Below are 26,643 nucleotides of genomic sequence, written 5' to 3' on the forward strand. Positions count from 1 at the left end.
AGTTTTATGCATAGAGCATTAATTTCTGGTATTGCCATTGCAATTCTTTGTTCAGTAGTTGGATTGTTTCTAGTTTTGAGACGTTATTCATTATTTGGTGATGCAATTGCTCATTCCTCATTTGGTGGAATTGCATTAGGATTACTTGCAGGTGTATATCCACTATGGACAGCGTATGGAGTTTCAATAGCTGGTGCATTAATTATAACAAAAATCAAAGATAGATACAACATTTCTGGAGATGCATCTATTGCCGTATTGTTATCTTCAGGCATAGCAGTTGGCCTTGTAATTATTGGGTTATCTGGAGGCTTTACAATTGATATCTTTAGTTTTCTCTTTGGAAGTATTCTGCTTGTTAGCGTAGATGATACAATACTGATCTTGTCATTAACTGGTATAATCTTAATTGTAATTTTGATACTCTATAGACAAATTCTCTATTCTACATTTAATGAGGAACAAGCTAAGGTTAGTGGAATTCCTGTAGAAAAAATAAATTATTTGATTGTGTTTATGGCAGGAATCACTGTAGTTACATCTATTCAACTAGTAGGAGTATTACTAATTTCGGCTTTGTTTGTAATTCCAAACGTCACTGCAATAATGTATGGCAAAGGATTCAAACAAACTGCAATTATATCAATGAGTTTCTCAATATTTTCAGTTATTGTAGGAATTTTAGTTTCATACGTCTTTGATATTACTCCTGCAGGAACTATTGTATTGATGGCAATTGGTTTACTTGCAGGAACTATGGGAATAAAATCTGCAGGACTATTATCTAAGAATTGATCAAAGAATTTAATCTTCTTTTATCTTGTATACTCTTGACATAAAATAATGATGTTGCAATAATTCCTAAAGCAATTAATGGTGATGCAAGTTCGGTATATTTTATTTCAATAGTCTTTGATGATTCTGTTTGTGATGGGATTACTGGAATTTCTGTAAGTTTTACTGTTCCAATTTTATTTGATTGTTGTTCAACAAACCATACATTATCATTTCCATCTGATGTCATAAATTGAATAAAAGATGTTTCAGTTGGAACAGGAACTTCGATCAAGTTATTGTTATCAGGATCATATGATCCAATAGAATCAATCGTGTGTTGTGCAAACCAAATATTTCCATATCTGTCAAATGTCATTCCAAATGGTAATGCTTCATCATTAGGAACTGAAATTCTCTCAAATGTCTCTAGAACTGGGTTGAATCTGGTAATTGCCAAGCCTGTATGTTCTGCAATCCATAGATTTCCATCCTTGTCAAAGAGCAATGCCTCAGGGGCCTGCAAAACTGTATCAGTTGAGATTTCAGTTAGTTTGTTATCATCCGGATTAACGTATCCAATTTTTCCTGAACCAGTACTAGTGTACCACATTTTTCCATTATCATCAAGTGCTAAAGCAAATGGTAGATTCTCTCTTCCTGGTAGTATAATTTCTTCAAATTCATCATCTTCTGGTAAATATTTTACAATTCTATCTTTGTTGACTATCGTAATCCAGATATTTCCATCAAAATCTGCTTTGATAAATAATGGTGTATTTTTTGAAATCACTGGATCTAATTTTGGAATTATTTTTGTTGTGATTTGTTTTGTTTCAGGATCAATGAATCCAATCTTGTTTGCTCGGGTATCTGTAAACCAAATATTCCCTTTATTGTCTTGTGTTAGAAATGTTGAAGTTAATCCATCAAACGTATATGAAGAAAATTTTTCTGTTTCAAGTGAAAATTGCCATAGTCTAGGAGCTGATGCATCACTTAACCAAATCGAATTTCCTCCATCATATAATGGGAAAAGCGGTTTTGCATCTTCTGGTAAATCATATTCAGTTATCTTAGTTTGAATGTCTGCTAGTCTAGGTTTTACAAGTAAATTCAAAATTATTGATTCATTTGCATTTTCATTTCTTAATGCTTCAATCTCTACTAGCCATTCTCCAGAAAATCCAAATGTTAATTCCCCTTGAAATTCAGTTAGTCTATTTTCATCTTCTTTGATAATCTCCATTGGGATTTCAATTGGAGCTATATTCCGTGATGGATTTGAAACCTTTACTTTGATTTCTTCAGAATCGTAAATTGGCTTTCCTTCAAAATTACTTGCTTTAACTATGACTGTATTTGTGCCACTAGAAAATGGAGAAATATCGATATCAAATTTTACATTCTCAGTAAATTCTATTGTCTTAAATCCATAGACAATCTCTTGTGCATCAACCTTTTGAATTTCACCTGCAGGTAGTGTTCCATTAGTTAGTAATGCAACTACTCCAAGAAGAATTATTCCTAATACTGCATCAACTTTGAGTGATCTCTTTAATTTTTTATGAACTAAAATTTTCCCCGTTGAAAAATTCTTTTCAGCATTTTTTTGCACTTTAAACTGGAAAAATCCTCCTAATACTACCATGATTGTTGCAATCGCAATTTTCAGAATTATTAATTGTCCATATACTGATTCTGTTATTAGTCCTACATCACTTTCTAAGAACCACATCAGTGTGGGTCCTGTAATGATTACAATTCCTAATGCAATGATAAATGCAATTGAAAATCTTGGAATTAGTACTAAACTCATTTTCTCTCTGTTTGATTCTTTAAGTTGAGAAAATGTTGGCAACAATGTGAAAACAAAGTAGAATATTCCACCTATCCATAATGCAGCCACTAAGTTGTGAATGTAATCTAGTACTATTGCTGGTATTTCTCCACTAGCTGCCCCATGTCCAATTAGACTTGTAGTAGCAATTAATGCAAGTGACATGACAAGCAATGGAATTTGATTCTTTTTTGATAGAACTTTTTTCCTGTCTAATCCAAACCAAATTACTAGTAAAATTATTGTTATTACCATCCTGATTAACCAAATATTTCCAAAATCAGTTTGAATTGCATTTAATGGAGATGTTTCTAATCGTATTGTCTGTACTGCAATCATCAAAATATCAGAAACAAAAACTAATCCTAAACCAATACCAGTTAATGACATAAATTTTCCATGATGAATATTTTCAATCTTTTGTAATTCTTCTTTGATAGATTGTTTGTTTTGTGTTCCCCAAATGAATAGAGATGCAATTACAACTCCTAAAACAATCGTTTGACCTACTAATCCTGGAAATCTAGCACCTGCTTCAGGTAAAAATACTAACTCTGATGGTCTTTCTATTCCTAACATAGAAGGATCGATAATCACATCCCCTACTGCAAACAAGAATGCCCCAGGAACAAGATGTCCATCAACTTTGGATAGGACTTTGGTTGTTACAGTATAAACTCCGTCTTCTAATGGAGGTGTTGTAACAATAAGTGATAACTCTCCTTCATAGTAATTGGTATCTTTGTTATCAATCTGATTTCCATTATTGTCAAACACTCTAAGCTCACTAAAGTTTATGTCAACTGGTTCTGAAAAAAATACAATTACTTCTGTGGTTCCTGCTGGTGCATTTGTTTCCAAGCTTGGAATGGTTTGTTCTGTAAAAGGATGCGCTGCTGCAAATGGTAGTGATATGGATGATAAAACAAACAAAAGTATCAGTAATCTTCTCATTTACACTTTAGATCATACTTGATAATTTAAACAGTTTTCAAATTATTCGAGATTTGTACCAAACCACGTAAAGATAATAACATGTTATTCTAAATTGATTATAGTGAAGATTCTGCTTTTTGTCTTTATTGGATTGTTATTTTCAATTGGGATGATTGTTCCCTCATTTGCCCATACTACTGTTCATGTAGAACAATATGAAATCGAAGCAGGATGGGGAATTGAACCTCCTGTTGTAGGCATTAGAAATGATCTAGTTCTGAAAATCATTGAACGAGGAGAAAATGAAGGTTCATTTACAGGAATAACAAGTGCTTTCAAAAATGTTGATGCGACTGTAATGTTTGGAGGCGCATCTAAAAAAATTGATATTAATTCTGATCCTAAACCTGGATACTATTTTTCTCCGATAATTCCTACTAAAACTGGAACTTACATGGTGGAACTAAAGGGAGATCTTCACGGTACTCTAATTGACATTAAAATTCCAGTTGAAGATGTAGAATCTACTGCAGTCTTAGATTTTCCTCCAACATCAGGTGGAGGTGATACTGACATTGCCGCATTAAAAAATGCAATTTCTTCATTACAGCAAGATGTTTCTAAACTAAATTCTGGTGAAACTAAAGTTGCATCTGATGGTGGTGTATCTTATGACTTTGCAATTTTTGGATTATCAATTGCTGGAGCAGCTATAATCTTAGCGATAATTGCTTTAGTAAAAAGAAAATAGAAAAAGAGGAATTCCTAAAATCTTGGAATGACTCTAGATTTTGCAGTTACTGCTACGATGCTTATGATTGCAACCGCTAGTATCATCATTGCAATTGTTCCAAATTCTGGGACAACCTTTGAGAATACTATTTCTTCACCAATTGGTCCTGTTTTAGGATCGTCAACACCATAACCTTGGAAGGTAATAGTAATGTCTACTGGATCAGAAGAACTTAGTGGTGCTGTTGTATGCATACCTGATCCTTCATGATGATGTGCTCCCATGTCATCTAGTACTGTTTTACCATTCTGTGTAACAGTAATGTCATGATTGACATGTTCTGAATCTTCAAATTCTACATGAACTTCCATCATCTCACCTGCCATTGGTTCTGTAGTCCATACTGAAACTTTTGTTCCATCAGACATCATACCAGTTGCAGATGCTTGTGTCATCAAGTGACCTGCATCGTCCATGTGATCATCACCATGATCGTCAGTTGCTTCTTCAGCTTCTACTTCTTGTACTATAATCAAACCTTGCATCCAAGGATGTACCATACAGAAGTATGGATATTCACCTACAGTATCTGGACTCCATTCGTATGAACCATCTATCATTAGTAGACTTGTATCAAATACACCATCTGGTCCGCCATCTGGAGTTCCTGATGTGAATGTATGTGCTGCACTGTCAGTGTTTGTCATAATTACAACACCACCAACATCTACTGTTGCAGTACTTGGAATGTAACATCCTTCTGCTGTATCTTCACAACCTGGTGCACCAGAACCTGGTGCTGGAACGATTGTGACTTCTGAATGATCTGCAAAGGCAGCTGGTGTCATTGCGACAATACCTGCTGCAATAGCAAATAGTACGAAGAAAGAGCTAATTGCTTTAGTCTTCATTAAAGAAATACTTGTCTGGATACATAAAAACCTCACTGGAATTTTCATAAATGGTACTAATTTTTTCTAAATTGGTACAACTTTAGAATTCCCAACAATGGAATCCCAATATACATCCCAACATTTAGCATAATTATAGAAATACCATATCCCAACATTTCTTCTTCTGAATCAATATTGACATGATTAAGCAATGACAATGATGATAACATCGGTGTTAATCCTACCTTTACAATTTCTTTGAAAACATGATTTTCTCTTTCAAAATCAGATATGCTGGGTGAAAATGAATAATAGAGTTGATTAAATCCACTCATAAACATAGTTCCTGATTCTGTTGTTAAGACCGTATTGTCTCTAAGTTCTCTGAGCTGTTGAACTTGTGGTGCAAGCTCTGAACCAAATGCTGCCGTTGCAATTAAACATCCTCCATTTTCTTCAGGTGGAACGTCTTTTATTGGTTGAGCGTGTGCTTCACCTACCATAATGTCAAATGATACTGTTTCTTTAGGAATTGGCTGAAACAAAATACCTTCAATCTCAAAGTCCATAGTATACACACCTTCTCCTAGATTGAATTCAATTGGAATTTTAACAGAACCAACAGATGTGTGAGTTAGCGGTATTGGTCCAAATACTCTTTCACCATCTTTAGATACAGAAATTGTATAATCAATATGCTCTTGAACTTTTTGTGTTTGAGGATTAAGAAAATCAATATTGATTTTTGTTTCAACATTAGGTTCAATTGGATCATGTGATAGTTTTACATCTAGTGTTCCTTTTTCTGTAGGCAAAACTTGTGATTCAGCAAATGCTGGTATAATTAATAATGGAATCAGCAAAAATGCAAGCAAAATTTTCATACAGTGAGTTTGAAAACCTGAAATAAAAATTGTACTCTATTTTTCAAATAAAAAAATTCCTACGCATAGAAATCCTATACCATATTTAAATATGGAATGAACTCAATTTCAACATTGTATAACAAGTTTGCATTATTCATTTCAATTATTGGTATTTTTTCGATTGGTGCTATTCTTCCTGATGCATTTGGACATGGGCTTGGCGGAGATCAAGCTGAACCGCTATCATTTGGAGATATGGAAGTAACTGTTAGAACACAACTGAGTCCATCTGATATTACAGTTGGAGAAATTGATTCTGCTAATATGCAAGTACGTTTTTTTGATACCTTAACTGATAAGAATCTTGAAAAAGTGACATATAGAATAGAAGTTTGGCAAAGTGGTGAACTTTTAGCTAGAAATTTGTTTTATGATATGGATGGAAGACTAGATGTTAAAATCAAACCACAGTCTAGTTGTAATAAAGATAATCTTCATGAATGTTCAATTTATGGTGGATCTCAACATGTTAGTGCCCCTGGCGCTTTATATGTACAAGGGGCATCTTGTACTGATGAGAATTTAGATATCTGCGCAAGACCTTCAATCACGGGCCCAATATTTGTAAAAGGTGGATTGTACAAGATTAGAGTAGACATTGAAGCTGCCACTAGTCCAAGAACAGTACTAGCTAACTTGTTAAGTTATGAGACTTTTGTAAGTGTTGCACAAGAACAAAACTTTTCTTTCCAGACAGCAAATGCTGAAGAAGTTCCAATTGTTATAAAGACGTACTATGATGATGTTGACAATTTCAAATTCGATAAATCAGATAATTCAATTTCGTTTGACATGCCATTTGATTGGAGTCCAGATTATGTTAACTTGGTACAAGTAGTACATGAAGAAGTACGAGTTCCAAAAACATTTGCACCATATGCAGAAGGAAAACAATTCAAAGGATATGTCAACGGCGTTGAAATTGATCAGAGAGCATTACTGAATGATCCATATTCATATGATGATACAAACATTGTTCATTTCTTAATTACTAAAAATGACTTAGAAAAAATTAATGCATCACTTGGCCCTTCAAACTATGATAAACAAAAAATGGACTTGAAATTAGTTCCATTAGCAGAAACTTCAAAAAGTTCTACTGAATTTTATCTTGTAGATACCAAAAACTATGAAAAAGTTCCAACAACTGTTAACATAGCTTGGGATGGAAAATATGGAGCTAATCAAGAAATTCCATTTGAATTTACATTCTTTGATGAAAATAGAAATTTAATCAAAGATGTAAGATATGCTTATGTTGTTTTAGATGAATTTGATAAAGAAATTGCCAGAAATGATGGAGATGATCCAGATAACCCAGGAATAATGTCTATTGAAGGATTAGACATTCAAAGAATCTATGTTCCATCTCAGGGTCAAATTCGAGTTGATATTCTAGTTTATGGAACAGGATTAGATTATGATCCAACCTATGCTGGAATTGGCTCTGCAATTATTGAAATTGGTCCTGGTTCTACTACTATCCCTTCAGTTCCTGAAAAAGCACCAATTCCCAGCTGGATTAAAAACAATGCAGAGTGGTGGGCAGCAGGACAAATCGATGACGATTCATTTGTACAAGGCATTCAATATTTGATTAAAGAAAAAATCATGAAGATTCCACCAACGACTCAAGGAACTGGTGGAACCACAAATAACATTCCCAGCTGGATTAAAAACAATGCAGAGTGGTGGGCAGCAGGACAAATCGATGACGATTCATTTGTACAAGGCATTCAATATCTAATCAAAGAAGGAATTATGAAAATTCAATCATAGGTTTTTAAATAAATTCTGTTAAGTGTTAGTATTATGAAAGACATCAATGACATCATGCCAAAAATTCCCAACATGAGATGGGGAGCTTTGATGAACAAAGCACCAACAAGTGAAAAAGTAAAAGAGATGAACAAAATTTTTCCAGACAATGGAAAATGGCATACTGTATTTGAAGAGCAAGATCAAATTACAATCGATGGAAAAGAAATACGCAAAAAAGATCCAAACAAGTGGACATAGTTTGAAAAGTTTCTTCTTGTTTGCTATTCTGATATTTTTCTCCATGTTTGTATTTGATAGTGCATTTGGTCATGGTGTAGGCAGTGAAACTTTTCCACCTGTTGATCTAAACGGAAAACAAGTCACTCTGGAAATTTCATCTTCAAAAAACGATCCTGAAAAAAATGATGATCAACAAATCTCTATTTCAATGATTGATTTTGATTCTAAAATCACATTGCGTGATGTTACATTTTTAATTAAATCTTATCGTGGTGAAACTTTTCTATTTGAGCAAGAGTTCAAGGCAGATAATGGATTCGTAGTTTTTAATTTTATATCTGAAGATTCTGATACTGTTGTAATTGAAGAAGTTGCAGATAATGGGCTTTTTGGCTCTTTACTAGGATTAGAAAGCAGAATGATCAATGTAAAAGGACCAAAACTCAGTGAAGGTGGATTATACAAATTCGATATTAGTATACTTACAGCTGATGGTTATTCCCAAAAATTAGCAGAACCTCTTATCTTTAATGCAGGAATATCTATTGCTCAAACTACTACACACAATTTTGTTGATCCAAATTTTGGTGAGCAAAATATTGATATAGTTACATACTATGATGAAATTTCGGATTTTAATTATGATTCTCACTCAAAAGAAATCAGTTATTCTATGCCTTTTGAGTGGAGCGAATCTAACATCAATCAAACATCCGTTGTTCACGAGGAACTTGTAATTCCAAAAACATTTGGTGATTTACTGGTATCTGGATTTTCAATGTATGTAAATGGAATCAAGTTATCTGATGATGTTACAACTATTGATGATTTTTTCTCTGATGGACGTGTAGTTCATTTTATTATTTATCAAAAAGAACTGCTAAACATATTTCAAAATGGCTCTGATCAAAACCAAATGAATTTTGTGATAAAACCTGATCGTGATTATGTTCATTTGAGCTCAGTTACAGAAAATGGACAATTTAGAATTCTAGCAACTACGGAACCTGAGAATCTAACATCAAATTCCAATGCCAAGATAATTTTTGATGTAACTGATATCTTCTTAAAGAACAAACCTGTTTCTACAACTTATGATTTTTCAGTTACACAAAATGAAAAAATAATTTTTGAGCAGAGTGGAATTAGTACAGATTCTAAAGATAAACATAACATTGCAGAATTTATGGTTCCTGAAAATATCTCCGGAATTGTCAATTTGAATTTTTATAATTTAGACAATAATGATCTTGCAAAAACTTCTATTCCCATTGTGATTAATAGAGTTACAAACCAAAACGAAATTTTGATACCTGATTGGATCAGAAACAATGCACTGTGGTGGTCTGAAGAACAAATTGATGATAATACATTCATTCAAGGAATAGAATATTTGATAAAAAACAATATTATTGTAATTCCTCAAACACAACAAGAAACAACAGATGCTCAAAAGATCCCATCATGGATCAGAAACAATGCAGAGTGGTGGGCAGCAGGACAAATCGATGATGAGACATTTGTTCAAGGACTTGAATTTTTAATCAAGAAAGGAATTATTCATGTTTGATTGATACTAGTTCGAGAAATGAACCAGTCGCTTTAAATGAATAATTGAGTAATTATCATTACTTTGTTTAGGCCTGAAACAATTCTTGAAAGAAAGTCAACTCTATTTTCAATTGTAGTTACTGGCGTAATCGCAATTTTGGCTTTGCCTATAATTGTTCCACATTTGTTCCATGGATATCATCTTGCTCATATTTTCTTACATGTTGGAGGAATCACACTTGCAGTATTCATTACAGTTCTTGCAGTATTTGCATATTATAGACTGAAGACTAAACGACTCTTACTAAGTGCAATAGCATTTGGAAATTTTATTGGTGCTGAAGCTGTTTTACTAATTGACGCCACTTGGCCAACTATCTTTGATCTTGATATGATGTCAATTTCTGAAGTGGGACATTTATTGACATTTGTGACATTAGGATTATTGGCATTAGGAGTGTTTAGAAATGACTAATAGAGATTTACAAATTCAACAAATCATAGAACAAAATCCTGGAATTCAATTCCGTGAAATTATGCGTTCATCTGGATTAAAAAACGGAGTTCTCAGTCACTATCTTGGAAAATTAGAAAAAAACGGAATCATCAAAGCTAATCGTGGTCCACGACAAGTAAGATTTTATCCACCACAAATTACTGAACCTGAATCAATTATAATCAAAGCTTTGCGAAAACAAACTCCTCGTGATTTACTACTTGCATTAATAGAAAATGACGGATCAGAATTTTCTGAACTAGTTAAGGCAGTTAAAAAATCACCGTCAACTGTTTCACTATATCTATCACAACTTGTAGATGATGAACTAGTAGAAATAAAATTTGTCCATCTCAAAAAAAGATATCATATTAAAGCAAGAGATATCATAGATAAATTAATTGAAGACTATAGGCCAAGCATACTTGAGAAATCAACTTCTGGGTTTGAAGACATTTTCAACTCCTTCTAGAATTTCACAACTAATCATTCCTATGTTTTTAGGATTATTCATTCTTCTGTTACTTCCTACAATTGCTTATGCTGATGTTTTCATACCAGATAGTGAATATGCTGGATATTATGATTATGAAGGAGTTTACACTGTTGTTGGAAATGTAAAAAACCAAAATGATTTTGCATTAATTCCAATAATTACAATATCTGTTATTGATAATGATCAGAAAAAAATTACTCATACATTACATCATGTACCTATACCTGCAATGACTGATATTCCATTTAAATTAAAATTTCCAGAGATTCATGGTGATAATCCCGTCTTACTAAATGCTGAATTAGAGTATTCTAAAACCAAAAAAAATCCTGTCCCTATACAGATTATCTATGATAAAACTTTGATTACTCATGAAGATGGTCATGTTACTGGTAGAATAACAAACATTGGAAATCAAACAGTATACAATCCTAAAATATTTGCGATTGTTCATGGCTATGAAAAATATATTTTAGATGTTGCTCAAAATATAAAACCAATTGAAAAGATTGAGCCAGGACAAATACTGAACTTTACAATATACCCTGATCCTTCTGTATCTGAACCCGTTCGTTTCTATTCGTGTTTTGCACCAGTTGATACTACTGTAATTCCTGTAACTGCAAAGAAAAATGGCGGTAATTTTGATTTTAGATATGATTCAGGTGCATGGTATTCTGCTGCAAAGTTTGATGAGAAAGGAACAACGATGAGTATTCGTGGGTATAACAGCTATCCATTAGAGACTTATGCTAATTTTGAGTTTCCTCCAATTTCAGGAAATGAAAAATTTTTTGTAACCCTAAATGATGAACCTGTTGATTTTATTCAAAGCATAGATGAGATGGGATTTTGGCATGTTGCATTTAGAGTTGGACCAACATCACAAGGTACACTCAAAATTTCAGGTTTTGATAAAGGATTACCACCTGAGATGCCAAAAATTCCTCAATGGATCAAGACTAATGCTAATTGGTGGATAACAAACCAAATCACTGATTCAGAATTTCTTGAAGGAATTGACTTTTTGTTTGAAAAACAAATTGTTTCTGTTCCTGAACGAGATGTAATTTCAGAATCACAATGGAAAATTCCATCTTGGGTAAAAAATTCTGCAGGATGGTGGTCTGAAGAAAAAATTTCAGATGATGAGTTTCTAAATATAATTGAAAATCTTGTAAAGAGAAACATCATTGTGATATGATTGGTACATTCGACGAATATCCCAAACTCGTTTAATAAAAAAAAAGCATTATTTCTTTTATGAAACAAAATAGTACAGTCTTAGGACTATCTATTGCAGCAATTTTTGCAATTACTGTAATTGCAATCTCTGCAACACCAACTGCTATGGCAAAATCAGATGCTAATGGTCAACCAGATTTGGTTGCAACATTAACTGCAGAAGGATCAAATGATGCGCAAGGTAAAGCATTATTTTGGTTTAATGATGATGCATCAGAATTAAGATACAAAATTATATTGAATAAAGTTGATGTTGGTTCTGTTGGAGATAATGGTACAGGTAATGACAAGAATTCTGGAAAAGGATTGGAATATTATGTAACCAAACTCCATATTCATGCAGCTCCTGGAGGAATCCATGCCGGAGAACATCTTCTAAATGTTGTTGGTCCAGCAGATGATGATCTAAACATTACAGGTCATACATTATCAGGAATCTGGGATGATGAAGACATGACACATGATCATCATGGTCATGGACATAATTCTAAGACTTTAACAAGTCAAGTTGCAGCACTTTGTAACGGAGATACTGATGTGAATGTACATCTTAGTGGTTCTGGTGAATATATTCGTGGAATCATTGAAACAAACTCTGATACATGCTCATAACTATAGGATTTCAAATCTATTCTTTATTTTTATTTCTTAATACATCCTACGAATGTACCAATTCTATTTTTATCTATCAGGTCATAGTAAATTATACAGGTCATAGTTAGGTGAGAAACAGAGGAGTCATAGTACCAGTTTCTCATCTCATTCTTCTAAGTTAATGAAATTCTAATAAAAACAGGATCATTACAAATTTAAATCTAATAATCTTATTATACAAATTTTATTCAAACAAAATAACTAATGTTACCAATACGAGATGAAAACCCACATCCTCCAGGATTCAAACCGAAAATAACTATTGGTTTAATCATAATGAACGTTGCAATATTTTTCTATGAGATAGCTGTCACTGGTCAATTTTGGGAATTTTCTAATCAACAAGCAGCACTGATGTTTTTTGAGTGGGGTGCAGTTCCAGGTTGTATTACTGGCTTTACATCTGTAATACAACCTGGAGTTTCATGTCCTGACATGTCTTACATTTCTTTATTCAGTTCCATTTTCATGCATGGTGGTTTGATGCATCTGGGTGGTAACATGTTGTTTTTATGGATTTTTGGAGATAACATAGAGCTAAAGTTTGGCAAAGCAAAATTTCTTTTAATTTATCTTGGATGGGGAATTGGTGCAGGTTTAGCTCATGTTGTAATAGATCCAGCAAGCTCCATTCCTGCTGTAGGCGCATCAGGAGCAATATCTGGTGTACTTGGCGCATATCTTGCAGTCTTTCCTAGAGTTCGAATCACTACTTTTCTAATGCTAGGATTCATCTGGAGAACTATGCATATTCAGGCAAAATGGTTCTTACCATTTTGGTTGGTCTTTCAAAATTTGTTACCCTTTTTCATAGGTGGCTTTGGTGTTGCAGGCGGCGGCGTTGCATATATGGCTCACATTGGAGGATTTGCAATTGGATTTGCAACTGGATACTTATACAAGAAAACACATAGCTCTGAATACACTTATGGAACAAGATACGGTTACAGACCAGATTATTGAAAGAATAAATCACTGATTCTGTTTGCAATTTACATGCCTTTGATTACAGTATCAATGTATCCTGGTAGAACTCAGGAACAAAAAGACGAATATGCAAAAGCAATAACAAAATCAGCAGTTGAGATTCTAAAAACAAAAGAGAACCACGTAATTGTTGTTTTTGAAGACAATCCTAAGGAAAATTGGTTTTTAGCAGGAAACCAACTTTAATTATTTTAAAAAAATATTTGACTGGAAAGTATCTCTCCAGTCAAAGGATGACATACACACTATGATCGGTCTGTATTGTATAGGATGAGTTTGCATAATAAGAAAATGGTACATTTCTAATTTGTACCACAAGTTTATCCTTTTATTGTAATACAATTAACCAATTTTATGAAAGTTGCAGTAGTTCAATTCAAAGCTTCAACTAGTAAAGAGGATAACCTCAAAAAAATCATTTCATACATTTCAAAAGCTGCATCAAAAAATGCAATGTTATGTGCGTTTCCAGAGTTTATGATGTTTTATACAAATTCATCTCAAACTGCCAGACAACTATCAGAATTAGCTGAAACAATTAATGGAAATTTTGTTTCAACAATTGCAAAGACTGCAAAAGAAAATGAAATTCAAGTTATAGGATCATTTTATGAGAAAAGCAGAAAAAAAGATAGAGTTTATGATACTGCATTTGTGATTGATAAAACGGGCAAAATAATCTCCACATATAGAAAAATTCATCTTTATGATGCTTTAGGATTCAAAGAATCTGACAAAATGATATCAGGCTCAAAAATCACAAAGCCAATCAAAACATCTGTTGGAAGAATTGGTATGATGATTTGTTATGATTTAAGATTTCCAGAAATGTCAAGATCACTTGCATCTACAGGCTCTGAAGTTTTAGTTGCACCGTCTGCTTGGGTTAAAGGAAATATGAAAGAAGAACATTGGATTACAATAAACAAAACACGTGCAATTGAGAATGGATGTTATGTTATATCTCCAGATCAGGTTGGAAATATCTACTGTGGACGAAGTCTAGTAGTTGATCCGTATGGAAAAATTTTACTTGATATGAAAAAGAAACAAGGGATTGGTTTTGTAAATATAGATTTGAACAAAGTAAAACAAACACGAAAAATTTTGCCTTTACTTAAAAACAGAAGAACTGATATTTACCCTACTTTGAAGATTTAGTTTTTCTGCTGTCACAATTAAAATTCCCACATTGCTTAGTCCATTTTTGATTTCGTGAATAACGAAAAATTATCATTGGCCATTTACATATATTGCAAGGCATCTTAGTAGCTCTCATTCTTGCTTTTTGTAATAACGGCGATGACGCTTTGCATCCTCCATAAAAGTTTGAACAACCCATGAATCGTTTTCTTGTAGATTTAGATCTAATTACCATTAATTCCCCCAACTTGCATTCAGGACATGGAACCAGTCCATTTTTAGGAGAATTTGTTCCAATAATGATGTATTTTTTCTCCTTTGATGACCACGAGAGAAATCCGTTACTGTCAAAATACTGGATTATTTCTTTTTTGAACATATTCGTTCTTGACTTTGTAGTTTTGACTACATGTCTCATAATCGGTTTTTTTACCTGAATGGTTTTAAGATTTGATTTTCTTGGCATTATCTATAATGGATTTACTAAAACAATTTTTATAGGGAAATAGGTCAGTGACATTTATGGAAAAGGTTTGTGTTCTTGGCGCTGGTAGCACCAAATATGGAAAATTAAGTGAAAGTATTGCAGATATTACTACTCAAGCATCAGTTTCAGCCATAGAAAATGCAGGAATCACTCCAAAAGAGATCAAAGCCTCTTACATTTCAAATGTCTTTGGAGTCGCTGACAAACAGGTCCATATTGGTCCTGTCTTAATGAGTAGATTAGGAATTCCAGATAAACCATCGTTAACAATAGAGTCTGCATGTGGTAGTGGTTCTGTATCTTTTAGAGAAGCATATGCTAATGTCGCCGCCGGATTTTATGATTGTCTTCTTGTTACAGGTGTTGAAAAAGTAACTCATACTGGAACTGAATGGACTACAACTTACTTTGCATATTGTTCTGACTTTTTCTATGAAGGTCAAGCAGGCGCATCATTTCCTGGTTTGTTTGCATCTATGGCAAGAGCTTACTTGACAGAATTTAATGCAACTGAAGAAGACTTTGCAGCAGTTGCAGTAAAGAATCATGATAATGGTTTTCTTAATCCAAAAGCTCACATGCAAAAGAAAATTACAGTTGATGATGTAATGAAGTCTGCTGTGGTTGCAAGTCCACTAAAACTTTATGACTGTTGCCCATTTTCTGATGGTGCAAGTTCTGTTATTCTTTGTTCTGAAAAATTTGCAAAAGAACATGGAGGTGACTATATTGAGGTTATTGGTTCTGGCAGAGGTGGCTCACCAGCTGCATTACAAGGACGTGAACACATGACAACAATCCCTAGTACAAAGATTGCAGCAGCTGATGCATACAAAATGGCAGGTATCACTGCAAAAGATATTGATTTTGCAGAGGTACATGATTGTTTTACAATTGCAGAAGTAGTTGACACTGAAGACTTGGGATTCTTTGATAAAGGACAAGGTATACAAGCTGTTCGTGAAGGAAGAACAAAATTAAATTCTGATATTTCAATTAATCCATCAGGTGGTCTTAAATCTAAAGGACATCCAATTGGAGCAACAGGTGTTGGACAAGTAGTAGAAGTATTTGATCAATTAACTGGAAGAGCTGGTGAAAGAACTGTTAAAGATGCAAAAATTGGTTTAACTCATAATTTTGGTGCAACTGGTGCAAGTTGTGCTGTTCACGTATTCCAAAGTGTGTAAAATGACTATTGAAGAACAACTTATTGAATATGCCAAACAAGGTAAGCTTCTAACTCACAAATGTACTGAATGTGGATATCTTCATCTATCTACTGCATATTATTGTCTAAAATGTGGTAGCAAAGGATTTGAGGATACTGTTTTAGATGGTGTAGGCGCAGTTGCAACTTATACTATAATCACAGTTGCTCCTGCAGGCTTTGAAAAGTATACTCCTTATGCTTTTGTTGTACTTCAGTTGGATAACACTGATTTGAGAATATCTGGATTTATGCCAAATATTGCTACCCCTGCTGATCTACCTGTTGGAACTAGAGCAAAAATTGGCGGTTTTGATGAACGTGGGATCCTCATCGAAAAACAGTAAAATTATTTGCTTGAATTATTAAAAAAAATCAAAATCTTTTCTTAATTATTTTGCGTGTCTGATCATTTTCATGTCTGTAGAAATTACATGTGGCAAATGTGGTGAAAAGATCACAAACATGAAGATGCTAAAATCTCTAAAAGATGTCCTTCATCCAACAAATGGAAAATGTCCATCATGTGGACAGAAACTTTCAACATCAGAGTTTTCACTTGATGTTCAAGAAAATTAATACAAATTGATCTCCAATAAAGATCTTTTTACATTTTTAAGAAATATGATCTAAAAGCCTAAAAAAATAATCTAGTCACAAGTCTTATTTACTCCTTAACTAGAGATGCAATAATGAAACTAAGTAAAGAGGAACTAGAATTAGACATAGACCCTGACTTAGATACAGATATTGATGACGACTCAGATCTAGATTCAGATATTGATGACGACTCAGATCCAAAGCGAGGTGGAATCTTACAATCTACTTCAAAACGTGTCAGAATGATATTTTCTGTCATGGCAAGTCCCAACAGAATCGATATTCTCAGAATCTTAAATTCTAAAGGTCCTTTAACTTACTCTGAATTAAAATCCCTAGCTGGATTCAAATCAAAAAAAGAAAGTGGAAAATTTGCATATCACTTGAGAAAATTACTTAGACAATCACTTGTTGCACTAAACAAATCTGAAAGACGTTACACCATTACAAATCTTGGAAAACTTGTTCTAAGTTTGGCAAGACAAATTGAAGAAAGATCAATCATTGAAAGTGGAAAAATGTATGTTAGAACATCCTCTGAATCGATTGAAGAATTCAATTCTCACAAAATTATTCAATCTCTTGTACGTGAAGGAAGTCTTCCATTAGAACTAGCACAAAAAATTACTGAAGAAGTTGAAAATAGAATTTACAAATATCAGACTACATATCTTACAGGCGCATTAATCCGTGAAATGGTTAATTCTGTCCTGCTTGAGCATGGTCATGAGGAATATAGGAACAAACTCGCACGCCTAGGCTTGCCTGTATATGATGTTCAAGAAATGATTTCAAATTTAGATAATGTAGATAACGGTACTGAAGGCCTCTTGTTTAATACTGGACAGCGAGTATTTGCTGAACATCTTCTAACAAATGTTTTACCAAAGGATGTAGCAGATTCTCATCTTTCTGGTGACTTACATATTTCAAATCCTGGAATCTGGTCAATGATTCCTGATACAATCTTTGTTAATGTTAAAGAATTAATTGAAGATGGAATTGATCTTGGTGGAAAATATCTTGATGTGTCAAGAATTCCTGCATCAAAACAACTTGATGAAATTACAAGCTCATTGTCTGTAGTTATTGCTCTTCTTTCAAAAGAAGCTTCACAAGAAGTAGTACTTGATGGTCTAGTCACACTATTTACAAAACATTCCAAATCACTTACAGAACTTGAACAAAAATTAACTGATGCATTTGTAACTGCATCAACAACTTCAAAATACAATAAAACTAGTACCAATGTTTCAATTCGCTTACAACTTGGAGCTGACACAAAAATAATTGCATCAATAATTAATGCATACAAAAATTATACAAAGATAACACCAATTCCAAAAATTGGTTTAATTATTGATGCTGATAAAGGAAAGATTAGTGATGTGTCCCAAGCAGTAGCAGAAATAATTTCAATTGGTGGAAAAGTAATGTTTGCTAAAGGACAAACATCAAGCTATGGAATTACAAATGGATCAACAAAAGCTTCTGGTCCTCTCTCAATAACTTTACAATCTATCTCAATTAATCTTCCAAGATTAGCATTTGAATCAAACAAAGATGAAACTTACTTTAGAGCAAGACTTGCTCTGCTAATGAAACCAGCATTAGCATCTATGGCATTAAGAAAGAAAGAGATATCCGATCTTACACGAAGAGGTCTAAATCCGATACTTGCAAAGAATACACAATACATGCAAAGGAGTTCTGTATCTTTGGTTGTGAACTTGGTAGGACTCAAAGAAGCAGTCTTTAACATTCTTGGATTCCAAGACAACAAAGAAGGACGAAATATTCTTTACAAAGTCATTGAAACTGCCGTTGATGTAGGTGCCAAAAAAGGCAAAGAATTAGGTGATACAGTAGCCATATCCATGACTGAAACTGAAGGATCTGCACGTTTTGCAACGCTTGATGGTGAAAAATATGGCAAAAATTCATCACTAAATTCAATGGAGTCTGATTTCTATTCTCAAGGTGTAATCATAAAAGCATCCGAAGTGTCTGACTATACTAACAAAAGTGATCCTATCTCTGAATGTAACAAACTCTCAAAACTGCTTAACGGCGGATTGCTTGTAACATTAGATGTTGATAAAAACGCAAATATCGAGGAAATCAAAAAATCCATTGAGAAAACCTCTGAACTTACACCATCATTCAAACCAGTAAGACACACTGCAATTTGTGCTGAGTGTGGTTTCAAAGATGAACAGTTTGATGACAAGTGTCCAAAGTGTAAGTCATCTTATGTTGTCTGAAAATCGTAAATGATAAACTAGTTCCGATCATTTTTCAAAACTTTTTGATCACTTTTAGATGTCACGATCATCATCGATTGTAAGTAATGTTATACCAGTATGATGTTCATAGTAACGATGTTAAAAATATTGACCCAATAACAGAGCAAGATCAAAATTTTTCGAGCACACAAGTTATATCCATATTCATTCTAACCCTTGCGGGGAGATTATAATGGACAATTCACAAATAGAAAATACGATCACTGAGATTCGTAAGCGCAGTGGCGCAGTAACGGTTTTCAATAAAGATAAAATTTCAAATGCCATTTACAAGGCATTGGCAGCCACCTCTAAAGCCGACCGTGGCGTTGCCGACAAACTAGCAAATGATGTAGTTAACAAGCTAGTAGAGCAAGGATTTACTAGCTCTAGATCACCTACAGTTGAAGATATTCAGGATATTGTAGAATCTACTTTAATCGACAGTGGAAATAGCGATATTGCAAAAGCATACATCGTCTATAGACATGAAAGAAGAAAATTAAGAGATGAAAAAATGAAGGTCTTGAATCTAAAGGCCCTTGATCCAGTCTCAAAGAAATTTGACTTGAATTGTCTGAGAGTTCTAGCCTCTAGATATCTTTTTAGAAATTCAAAAAGTGAGATTATTGAATCTCCAACTCAAATGTTTGAGAGAGTTGCAATTTTAGTTGGAATTGGTGACATGTTATATGATTCACAAATATTTGACAAATCTGGACATAAAAAACAGGATGTAGAAGAAGCAAAATCTTATCTTGAAAAACTAGATGCCTTTGATTATAAATTCAAAGTAGGAGATTATTTCTTTAACAAATGGCATTTTAGAGCCCTAATCAATCACTATGTGACTCTAGCCAACAAAGGTCAGATGAAAATCAGTTTCAAAGACGTTTTGACACTTCTAGCAGGAAAGAAACTCGAAGTTTATGCAGACAAAATCACTGAATACCTAGATATGATGACTGCACAAGACTTTCTACCAAATTCACCAACAATGATGAATGCTGGTGGAAGACTGGGACAACTTTCAGCATGTTTTGTACTTGGAATGAATGATGGCATGGAAGAAATCATGAAATCCACTTCTGATGCTGCATTAATCTTCAAGTCTGGTGGTGGAGTCGGAATCAACTATTCTGATCTTCGTGAAGAGGGAGACATTGTAGCATCAACATCTGGTGTTGCATCTGGTCCTGTATCTTTCATGAATATCATCAACACTGTAACTGAAGTTGTAAAACAAGGTGGTAAAAGACGTGGTGCAAATATGGGAATCATTGAAGCGTGGCATCCTGATGTTGAAAAATTCATTACAAACAAAACAGAAGCAGGAGTTTTAGAGAATTTCAACATAAGTGTTGGAATCTGGGAAGATTTTTGGCATGCACTTGTTAATACTGCTGATGGAAACTATGTCCTACGTAGTCCACGTGACAAAAAACCTGTTAAAGAAATCAATGCACACCAACTAATTGATCTAATTGCATTATCTGCATGGAAAAGCGCAGAACCTGGTTTGATCTTCTTTGATCAAATTAACAAATACAACGTATTTGCAAAAGCAAGACAAGCACCATTAAGAGCAACAAATCCATGTGGTGAGCAAAGTCTCTATCCATACGAATCATGTAATCTAGGTTCTATCAACTTGGTGAATCTTGCAAAAAGACAAGCCGATGGTTCTTATGAATTTGATTGGCAAGGATATGAAGAGATAATCCGCAAGACAACAAGATTTTTGGATAACATTATTGATGTAAATAATTATCCAGTTCCAGAAATCAATGTAGCATCAAAAGAGTCTAGAAGAATTGGACTTGGAGTTATGGGAGTAGCTGATCTATTATACAGACTAAAAATTCCATACAATTCTAAAGAAGGTTATGAACTCCAATCAAAGCTATCTGAAGCCTTGACATACTATTCAATGGAAGAAAGTGTTGCACTTGCTAATGCTCGTGGTGAATTCCCTCTATGTGCAAAAACAGAATATCCTGAAGGAAAAATTCCGGTATCTGGATATTATGAAAATCCAAAAGATTCTCATTCTTATGAATGGGATCCTCTCATTGAAAAAATCCAAAAGAATGGTATTAGAAATGTCTTAACTACCACAGTAGCCCCAACTGGAACACTATCTATGATTGCAGACTGCTCAAATGGAATGGAGCCTGCATTTGCTCTAGTGTTTGAAAAGAGAGTAACTGTTGGAAGATTCTTCTATACAAACAAGATTCTTGAAGAAGCTCTCAAAGAAGAAGGTCTCTATACTGATGAAATTCTCGAAAAGATTGCAGACAATTACGGTTCATTGAAAGGAATTGAAGAGATTCCACAATGGATGCAAGATGTCTTTGTTACAGCAATGGATATCCATTGGGCCGATCATCTAATGGCTCAAGGTGTATGGCAAGATTGGATTGGAAATGCAATTGCAAAAACAATCAACATGCCATATGATGTAACAGTTGAAGATGTAAAATCTGCATATCTGCTAGCACACGAAATTGGTCTAAAAGGAATGACTGTTTATCGTGATGGCTCTAGACACAAACAAGTTCTTCATATGACAAGTGCGAATGCAACAAAGACATTTGATGTAAGACCAAGTGATTTCATGACTGAATATGTCACCACTAAAATTACAAATCCATACATCAAGTCCCAAGTCAATGCTGCACTTGCATTAAAGGTGCATGATGAAGAAATCAAATTAGAACCTCCTAAAATTGAAGAGGTTTCAGAAGATCGTCTATGTCCAACATGTAAAAACAATCTTGTTTTCGTAGAGGGCTGTAGTATCTGCATTGAATGTGGATACAGTGGCTGCACATCTGGGTAGCCATATTTCACTTATTTGCAAACTGGGATAACTAACACTTGCTCATTCCAGGAGTGAGTAAAAATCCTAAGTGCTCTTAAGGGTATAGGGAAAAGACGTTTGTTTGTCTACCTAAATCCTAACAACCAGTTAGGATTTAGCCCCCAAGACGACATACGTCCCCCTATTCCATAATTATTATGAAACTTTTTTTGTTATAATTAAATGTAATAGAGATCGCCATCAAAAAAATACCTAATTGAAAAAAATGACTAATCGATCAATAGTGACAACTTTTTTACTCCTATTCGTTTTTGGATTTACATGAATAAGAAAATTCTAGGTGTAATTATTGGAGTTATTATCATACTAACGGCTGCAGTCCTAAGTTTACAAAGTTCAGAACTTATCACTCAACAAACAAATGAAAAAATTGGTCTTGTAATTAATTCCCCAAATCAATCCACAACATTACAAGAATTAGATCAGGTTTACTCAAAAGCTTCTGATGCTGGAATTGGAAGAAGCAATGTCTATCTTTTTTGGAATCTGGTAGAACCTGTACGTGGAGAATTTGATTGGAAACAATCTGATATCCTGATGGGTTTGAATGAAAAAAATGATCTCAAAGTTACTCTATATTTTTCCATAATTAATGGTGAAACACTTGGACCTTTTCCTAATTGGATTGGAAAGCCATCTCTTAATTCTATAGGTGAAGACAGAGTTGTTAGCGTATTAGATGAAATATTATCAAGATATGATATTATAGATACTGTAATTCTAGCAGGACAAACAGAATCCCAATTCAGATTTTATGAACAAAATATTTCAGTATACAAAGATCTATTCAATGGAGTTTATGATAAAATCAAATCAAAACATCCTGATGTAAAAATAGGAAATTCGTTTGCATTACACCAGGTTTTGAATAAAAATTTACAATATGTTGTAACTGATTTGGCAATTGGTGATTTTATTGCATTTTCTTATTCACCAGTTGATTCTCTAAATCATATTGTAAAAACTCCTGAACAAGCAAAAGAAGAATTAGCCCAAATTTTTGATTTAGCAGGTGATAAACAGGTAGGACTTTTTGAGATTAGCTGGAGCACTTCTGATTTTGTTGGAGGAAATGAAGCAATGCAAACAGAATTTCTAGAAAAATCTTTTAAATTTTACACTGAAAATGAACCTAAAATAGAATTCTTCACTTGGTATAGACAATATGATAGACCTAATGGAACTTGTATAGTTGAGTCTCCTACTATAGGCGAAGATACTCTGACTGTTGGAGGTTCTGGTTTTGGAAGTAGCGAACATGTTGCTGAAAGATTGAGTAATTACATTTGTGATGCTGGATTGATCAATAATGATGGCAATCCCAAATCAAGTTGGAATGAATTTAAGAAGCAAATACAAATGATAAACTAATGATTTCTTTAATCTTGTCTGAATCTTCATTAGAACTTGTTCCAACTGAATTAAAACACCATCCATCAATAATTGCACATGCAAGAAAACTAGGGAAACATCCCTCAGAAATCCTACTTGATAATTCGTGGCATTTTGCAGCTATGAAAGGAATTGAAAATGAATTAAAAAGAGGCAGACCTGATCTAGTGCATTTTTCAATACTGGAAGCTACAACTATTCCATTATATCTTCAAAATAAAATGAAACTTTTTGTACATACACTTGATGACAAAGTAATATTCTTTGGAAAAAATGTTCACATTCCTAAATCATATCACAGATTTGAAGGTGTCATTGAAAAATTATTTCAGGAAAAAAAAATTACAACAAAAGACGATGATCTTTTATTAAAAATTGAAGAAAAAACATTCTCTCAATTAATTGGTGAGATTAATCCATCAAAAGTAATTGGTTTTTCGACACAAGGTACAAAGAGTACTTATGAAAAAATTGCAAAAGAGATTCCAGATGATGCCTGTATAGTACTTGGAGGATTCCAAAAAGGTCATTTTTCTAATTCAGTTGAAAATCAAATTACAGATCTTTATTCGGTTGGGGATGAATCCTTCGAAGGTCATGTTGTTATTGCTAGAATGCTCTATGAGTATGAAAAAACCATTTTTATGTAGGAAATAAAATTTGCAATCTATTGCAGTCATAGTATAGCCTGGTTAGTATTCGGGGTTTCCAACCCTGTGACGCGGGTTCGAATCCCGCTGACTGCATTGTTTTACTCTATGAGAACCAATTTTTAGGTGTAGATTCAAAGACTGTTGTGAAACTAGGCGCAAAAAAAATTGCAATGGAAAGAATGGAAATTCTAATTGAAAATGCAATTAGTAATGCAAAGACAAACCCTGAACTTTCTCAAAGGCAGGCCTCTATTGCTAGAAGAATAAGTACTAGACATAAAATCAGAATGCCATATTACCTTAGAATGGTTTTTTGCAAAAAATGTAAATCCTTTATTGCTCCTGGAATAAATTCTCGAATTCGTTTAGGAAGAACATCTGTCAAATCGATCAGAATTTCTTGTAATTTATGCGGGCATACTTATCGTAAAATTATATCTTAATAATTAACAATGATATTTTAACAACTTCAAAATACATATAATTATGATTTTAAAGATTGTTTTGTTAATTCTAGTTGGCTTACTTACAATTTCAATAACTCCCGCATATGCTCAACATCATTCAGGATCTCTGGCACCTCCCATAGATTTTGATGGATTAAGAGTAGCTCTAACTACCATTTTAACTCCAGAAGATTTCATTTATGGTGATTCTAAAAGTGTAAATTTATCAGTTAGATTCTTTGACAGTGATACCAATACAAATATCCAAAGCGTCACATACAGAATTCAGATTTTTCACGAAGATAATTTAGTTGCCAATGAATATTTTTTTGACGATGACGGCAAACTAGATTTAGAAATTAAACCTACATCTCTGTGCCAAAATGAAAATCTTTGGAAATGTACTAAATATTATGGTGAAAAACATGCCATAGCTGGAGCCTATTATGCAAGAGGTGATTCATTGCCTGTAATTCAAGGCCCTGTTTTTGATAAAAGTGGACAATATAGCATTCAAGTTTCCATTGTAGGAGCAACCAATCCAAAAACAATGACCACAAAAGATCTATTGTTTGAAACTTTTTTACATCTTCCACAAAAACAAACATTTCCAATTAAAATCGCAAATGCACAGGAATCTCCAATATCTATAAAATCTTACAACGACAAAATTTCAAATTTCAATTATGATGAATTAACAAATAAAATTTCATATGAAATATCATATGATTTAAACCCAAATCAACATGATTTTAATCTCAACCAAATAATATTATTCCAAAAAGATTTCTCACCATTCAAAACAGGATATGACATTGATGTTTTTGTAGATAATATTCAAATTAATGACAATTATTTTGATATTGAAATTTCAAATCCTGATGAAAATATTATTAGAATAAATCTCCCTCATGAAGAACTCATGAAAATCAAAAATAAATCAAATCTCAATGATAATGATACAATAAAAATAGAAATTTTATCTGGTGAACAAATCAATCTAAATGAATTTGATTTAACATTTGAAAATGGTTTTAATGCAAAAATATCTTGGGATTCTAAATTAAAACCAGGCGAAAAAATCCCACTTACATTTTCTTTCTTTGATGCAAACAATGAGTCTGTCAAAGATATATTGTTTGCATATAGCATTTCTGATTATTCTGGAAAAGAAATCTGGTCCAATATGGGAATATCTGAAAAATATCTTGGCATTTTATCTTCTCATGGAATTTATCAAGAATCTGTTTTAATTCCAACTGATGGCAACTATCAATTAAAAATAATTTTAATTGGTCATGATTCTAGAAATTTTGAAAAATATTTTACATCAAAATCTGACTTTAGTCTTAATTCTGTATCTGTAAACAAAGAAAAATCTGTATTAGTTCCGTCTTGGATAAAAAACAATGCTGGATGGTGGGCAGATGGAATTATGGGTGATCAAGAATTTGTTCAATCTATTCAATTTTTAATTAATGAAAATATCATTCACATTCCTGTTACTGAATCAAAATCAACAGGCTCTAAAGAAATTCCGTCTTGGATAAAAAACAATGCTGGATGGTGGGCAGATGATTTGATTTCTGAAAGAGATTTTGTCAAGGGAATAGAATTCCTTATCAGTCAAGGGATAATCAGATAATCCAAATTGGAATTTAAGACCAACAATGATTTATTGTCTGGTGACAATTCCAACTAAATTGAGTTTACCTAAATGATATTTAGATAATACTGATAATTTGCATGAATAATTTCTACGTATTTTTTAAATTGAATTTAATAAAATTAATCACCGATCTAAGAATTTGTGCTGAAATATGTTGAATAAACTAGACCCAATATCTCAATGATTTATAAGACGATTCTCGATTTTTTCACTCTATGGCAAAGGTCTATGATGTACCAGCAGACATATTGATTAAAAGACTATCTTCAGCTCTAAAAAATGAAGACATTCCTGCACCTTCTTGGGTTCCATTTGTTAAAACTGGAGCTCATGCAGATA

Annotated in this window: 26 protein-coding genes and 1 tRNA gene; 23 read left to right on the forward strand and 4 right to left on the reverse strand. The window is 33.3% G+C overall.

All coding sequences use genetic code 11. The annotated features are described in order from the left end of the window. The first annotated feature begins 6 nt into the window (after positions 1 to 6). A complete protein-coding gene (locus tag OEW78_RS03205; protein ID WP_300324034.1) occupies positions 7 to 795 on the forward strand; it encodes a metal ABC transporter permease in 789 nt (262 codons plus the stop codon). Here the strand turns inward: OEW78_RS03205 and OEW78_RS03210 are convergent. After that, positions 785 to 3,568: a CopD family protein gene (locus OEW78_RS03210; protein ID WP_300323960.1), complete on the reverse strand. Its 2,784-nt coding sequence runs from the start codon at positions 3,566 to 3,568 to the stop codon at positions 785 to 787. The two genes, OEW78_RS03205 and OEW78_RS03210, sit on opposite strands and share 11 nt — an antisense overlap. A 103-nt stretch (positions 3,569 to 3,671) precedes the next feature. On the opposite strand from OEW78_RS03210, the gene OEW78_RS03215 reads away from it, so the two are divergent. Further along, entirely contained in the window at positions 3,672 to 4,301 is a 630-nt protein-coding gene (locus OEW78_RS03215) for a hypothetical protein (RefSeq protein WP_300323963.1), read from the forward strand. Between the two features lie 14 nt (positions 4,302 to 4,315). Here the strand turns inward: OEW78_RS03215 and OEW78_RS03220 are convergent, their stop codons facing one another. Together OEW78_RS03220 and OEW78_RS03225 are read right to left on the reverse strand one after the other, a co-directional pair. After that, on the reverse strand, positions 4,316 to 5,194 hold the full coding sequence (locus tag OEW78_RS03220) for a PEFG-CTERM sorting domain-containing protein (protein WP_300323965.1): 879 nt from the start codon (positions 5,192 to 5,194) through the stop codon (positions 4,316 to 4,318). Between the two features lie 56 nt (positions 5,195 to 5,250). Next, on the reverse strand, positions 5,251 to 6,060 hold the full coding sequence (locus tag OEW78_RS03225) for a CFI-box-CTERM domain-containing protein (protein ID WP_300323968.1): 810 nt from the start codon (positions 6,058 to 6,060) through the stop codon (positions 5,251 to 5,253). Positions 6,061 to 6,174: 114 nt separating this feature from the next. Here OEW78_RS03225 and OEW78_RS03230 point away from each other — a divergent pair, with 114 nt between their 5' ends. The 10 genes from OEW78_RS03230 to OEW78_RS03275 all read left to right on the forward strand — a co-directional run bounded on the left by OEW78_RS03230 (position 6,175) and on the right by OEW78_RS03275 (position 14,693). Continuing rightward, positions 6,175 to 7,881: a peptidase gene (locus OEW78_RS03230; protein ID WP_366523025.1), complete on the forward strand. Its 1,707-nt coding sequence runs from the start codon at positions 6,175 to 6,177 to the stop codon at positions 7,879 to 7,881. Positions 7,882 to 7,914: 33 nt separating this feature from the next. Then, positions 7,915 to 8,121 (forward strand): hypothetical protein, encoded by a 207-nt coding sequence (locus tag OEW78_RS03235; protein ID WP_300323974.1) that lies wholly within the window; start codon positions 7,915 to 7,917, stop codon positions 8,119 to 8,121. Continuing rightward, the gene (locus OEW78_RS03240; RefSeq protein ID WP_300323977.1) at positions 8,078 to 9,673 is read left to right on the forward strand and encodes a peptidase; all 1,596 of its coding nucleotides are present in this window, start codon (positions 8,078 to 8,080) and stop codon (positions 9,671 to 9,673) included. The genes OEW78_RS03235 and OEW78_RS03240 overlap by 44 nt, the downstream gene beginning before the upstream one ends. 63 nt (positions 9,674 to 9,736) lie before the next feature. Beyond that, positions 9,737 to 10,129 carry a hypothetical protein gene (locus tag OEW78_RS03245; RefSeq protein ID WP_300323980.1) on the forward strand — a complete coding sequence of 131 codons (393 nt, stop codon included), beginning with the start codon at positions 9,737 to 9,739 and terminating at the stop codon, positions 10,127 to 10,129. Next, complete coding sequence (locus OEW78_RS03250) at positions 10,122 to 10,622, forward strand: winged helix-turn-helix transcriptional regulator (protein WP_300323982.1); 501 nt, start codon at positions 10,122 to 10,124, stop codon at positions 10,620 to 10,622. Before OEW78_RS03245 ends, OEW78_RS03250 begins: the two co-directional genes overlap by 8 nt. After that, complete coding sequence (locus OEW78_RS03255; RefSeq protein WP_300323985.1) at positions 10,576 to 11,850, forward strand: peptidase; 1,275 nt, start codon at positions 10,576 to 10,578, stop codon at positions 11,848 to 11,850. The genes OEW78_RS03250 and OEW78_RS03255 overlap by 47 nt, the downstream gene beginning before the upstream one ends. 59 nt (positions 11,851 to 11,909) lie before the next feature. Continuing rightward, positions 11,910 to 12,503 carry a CHRD domain-containing protein gene (locus OEW78_RS03260; RefSeq protein ID WP_300323988.1) on the forward strand — a complete coding sequence of 198 codons (594 nt, stop codon included), beginning with the start codon at positions 11,910 to 11,912 and terminating at the stop codon, positions 12,501 to 12,503. 246 nt (positions 12,504 to 12,749) lie between these two features. Beyond that, positions 12,750 to 13,508 (forward strand): rhomboid family intramembrane serine protease, encoded by a 759-nt coding sequence (locus OEW78_RS03265; protein ID WP_300323991.1) that lies wholly within the window; start codon positions 12,750 to 12,752, stop codon positions 13,506 to 13,508. A gap of 33 nt (positions 13,509 to 13,541) precedes the next feature. Continuing rightward, positions 13,542 to 13,718, forward strand: a complete 177-nt coding sequence (locus OEW78_RS03270; RefSeq protein ID WP_008300807.1) for a tautomerase family protein — start codon at positions 13,542 to 13,544, stop codon at positions 13,716 to 13,718. A gap of 168 nt (positions 13,719 to 13,886) precedes the next feature. Then, a complete protein-coding gene (locus tag OEW78_RS03275; RefSeq protein ID WP_300323995.1) occupies positions 13,887 to 14,693 on the forward strand; it encodes a carbon-nitrogen hydrolase family protein in 807 nt (268 codons plus the stop codon). Here the strand turns inward: OEW78_RS03275 and OEW78_RS03280 are convergent. Further along, positions 14,677 to 15,093, reverse strand: coding sequence for a DNA topoisomerase (locus tag OEW78_RS03280; RefSeq protein ID WP_300323998.1), 417 nt, complete (start codon positions 15,091 to 15,093; stop codon positions 14,677 to 14,679). The genes OEW78_RS03275 and OEW78_RS03280 overlap by 17 nt on opposite strands. 95 nt (positions 15,094 to 15,188) lie before the next feature. Between OEW78_RS03280 and OEW78_RS03285 the strand changes: the two genes are divergently transcribed. From OEW78_RS03285 to OEW78_RS03335, 11 genes are all read left to right on the forward strand, one after another. After that, positions 15,189 to 16,352: a thiolase domain-containing protein gene (locus OEW78_RS03285; RefSeq protein ID WP_366523023.1), complete on the forward strand. Its 1,164-nt coding sequence runs from the start codon at positions 15,189 to 15,191 to the stop codon at positions 16,350 to 16,352. Between the two features lies 1 nt (position 16,353). Further along, the gene (locus OEW78_RS03290; protein ID WP_300324004.1) at positions 16,354 to 16,719 is read left to right on the forward strand and encodes an OB-fold domain-containing protein; all 366 of its coding nucleotides are present in this window, start codon (positions 16,354 to 16,356) and stop codon (positions 16,717 to 16,719) included. A 70-nt stretch (positions 16,720 to 16,789) separates the two neighbouring features. Further along, positions 16,790 to 16,951 carry a hypothetical protein gene (locus OEW78_RS03295; RefSeq protein ID WP_193353268.1) on the forward strand — a complete coding sequence of 54 codons (162 nt, stop codon included), beginning with the start codon at positions 16,790 to 16,792 and terminating at the stop codon, positions 16,949 to 16,951. A 113-nt stretch (positions 16,952 to 17,064) separates the two neighbouring features. After that, complete coding sequence (nrdD, locus tag OEW78_RS03300; protein WP_300324010.1) at positions 17,065 to 19,236, forward strand: anaerobic ribonucleoside-triphosphate reductase; 2,172 nt, start codon at positions 17,065 to 17,067, stop codon at positions 19,234 to 19,236. 214 nt (positions 19,237 to 19,450) lie between these two features. Next, positions 19,451 to 22,102 (forward strand): adenosylcobalamin-dependent ribonucleoside-diphosphate reductase, encoded by a 2,652-nt coding sequence (locus OEW78_RS03305; protein WP_300324013.1) that lies wholly within the window; start codon positions 19,451 to 19,453, stop codon positions 22,100 to 22,102. Between the two features lie 303 nt (positions 22,103 to 22,405). Then, positions 22,406 to 23,515 (forward strand): hypothetical protein, encoded by a 1,110-nt coding sequence (locus OEW78_RS03310; protein ID WP_300324016.1) that lies wholly within the window; start codon positions 22,406 to 22,408, stop codon positions 23,513 to 23,515. Next, positions 23,515 to 24,186: a ribosome biogenesis protein gene (locus tag OEW78_RS03315; protein ID WP_300324019.1), complete on the forward strand. Its 672-nt coding sequence runs from the start codon at positions 23,515 to 23,517 to the stop codon at positions 24,184 to 24,186. Before OEW78_RS03310 ends, OEW78_RS03315 begins: the two co-directional genes overlap by 1 nt. Before the next feature lie 22 nt (positions 24,187 to 24,208). Then, positions 24,209 to 24,282, forward strand: a tRNA-Gly gene (locus tag OEW78_RS03320). 50 nt (positions 24,283 to 24,332) lie between these two features. After that, the gene (locus OEW78_RS03325; protein WP_300324022.1) at positions 24,333 to 24,632 is read left to right on the forward strand and encodes an RNase P subunit; all 300 of its coding nucleotides are present in this window, start codon (positions 24,333 to 24,335) and stop codon (positions 24,630 to 24,632) included. A gap of 43 nt (positions 24,633 to 24,675) precedes the next feature. Continuing rightward, complete coding sequence (locus OEW78_RS03330; protein WP_300324025.1) at positions 24,676 to 26,280, forward strand: peptidase; 1,605 nt, start codon at positions 24,676 to 24,678, stop codon at positions 26,278 to 26,280. A 239-nt stretch (positions 26,281 to 26,519) separates the two neighbouring features. Beyond that, a partial coding sequence (locus tag OEW78_RS03335) for a 40S ribosomal protein S19 (protein WP_300324037.1) occupies positions 26,520 to 26,643 on the forward strand: 124 nt, incomplete at its 3' end.

This window comes from Candidatus Nitrosopumilus sp., assembly GCF_029882185.1.
Taxonomy (GTDB): Archaea; Thermoproteota; Nitrososphaeria; order Nitrososphaerales; family Nitrosopumilaceae; genus Nitrosopumilus.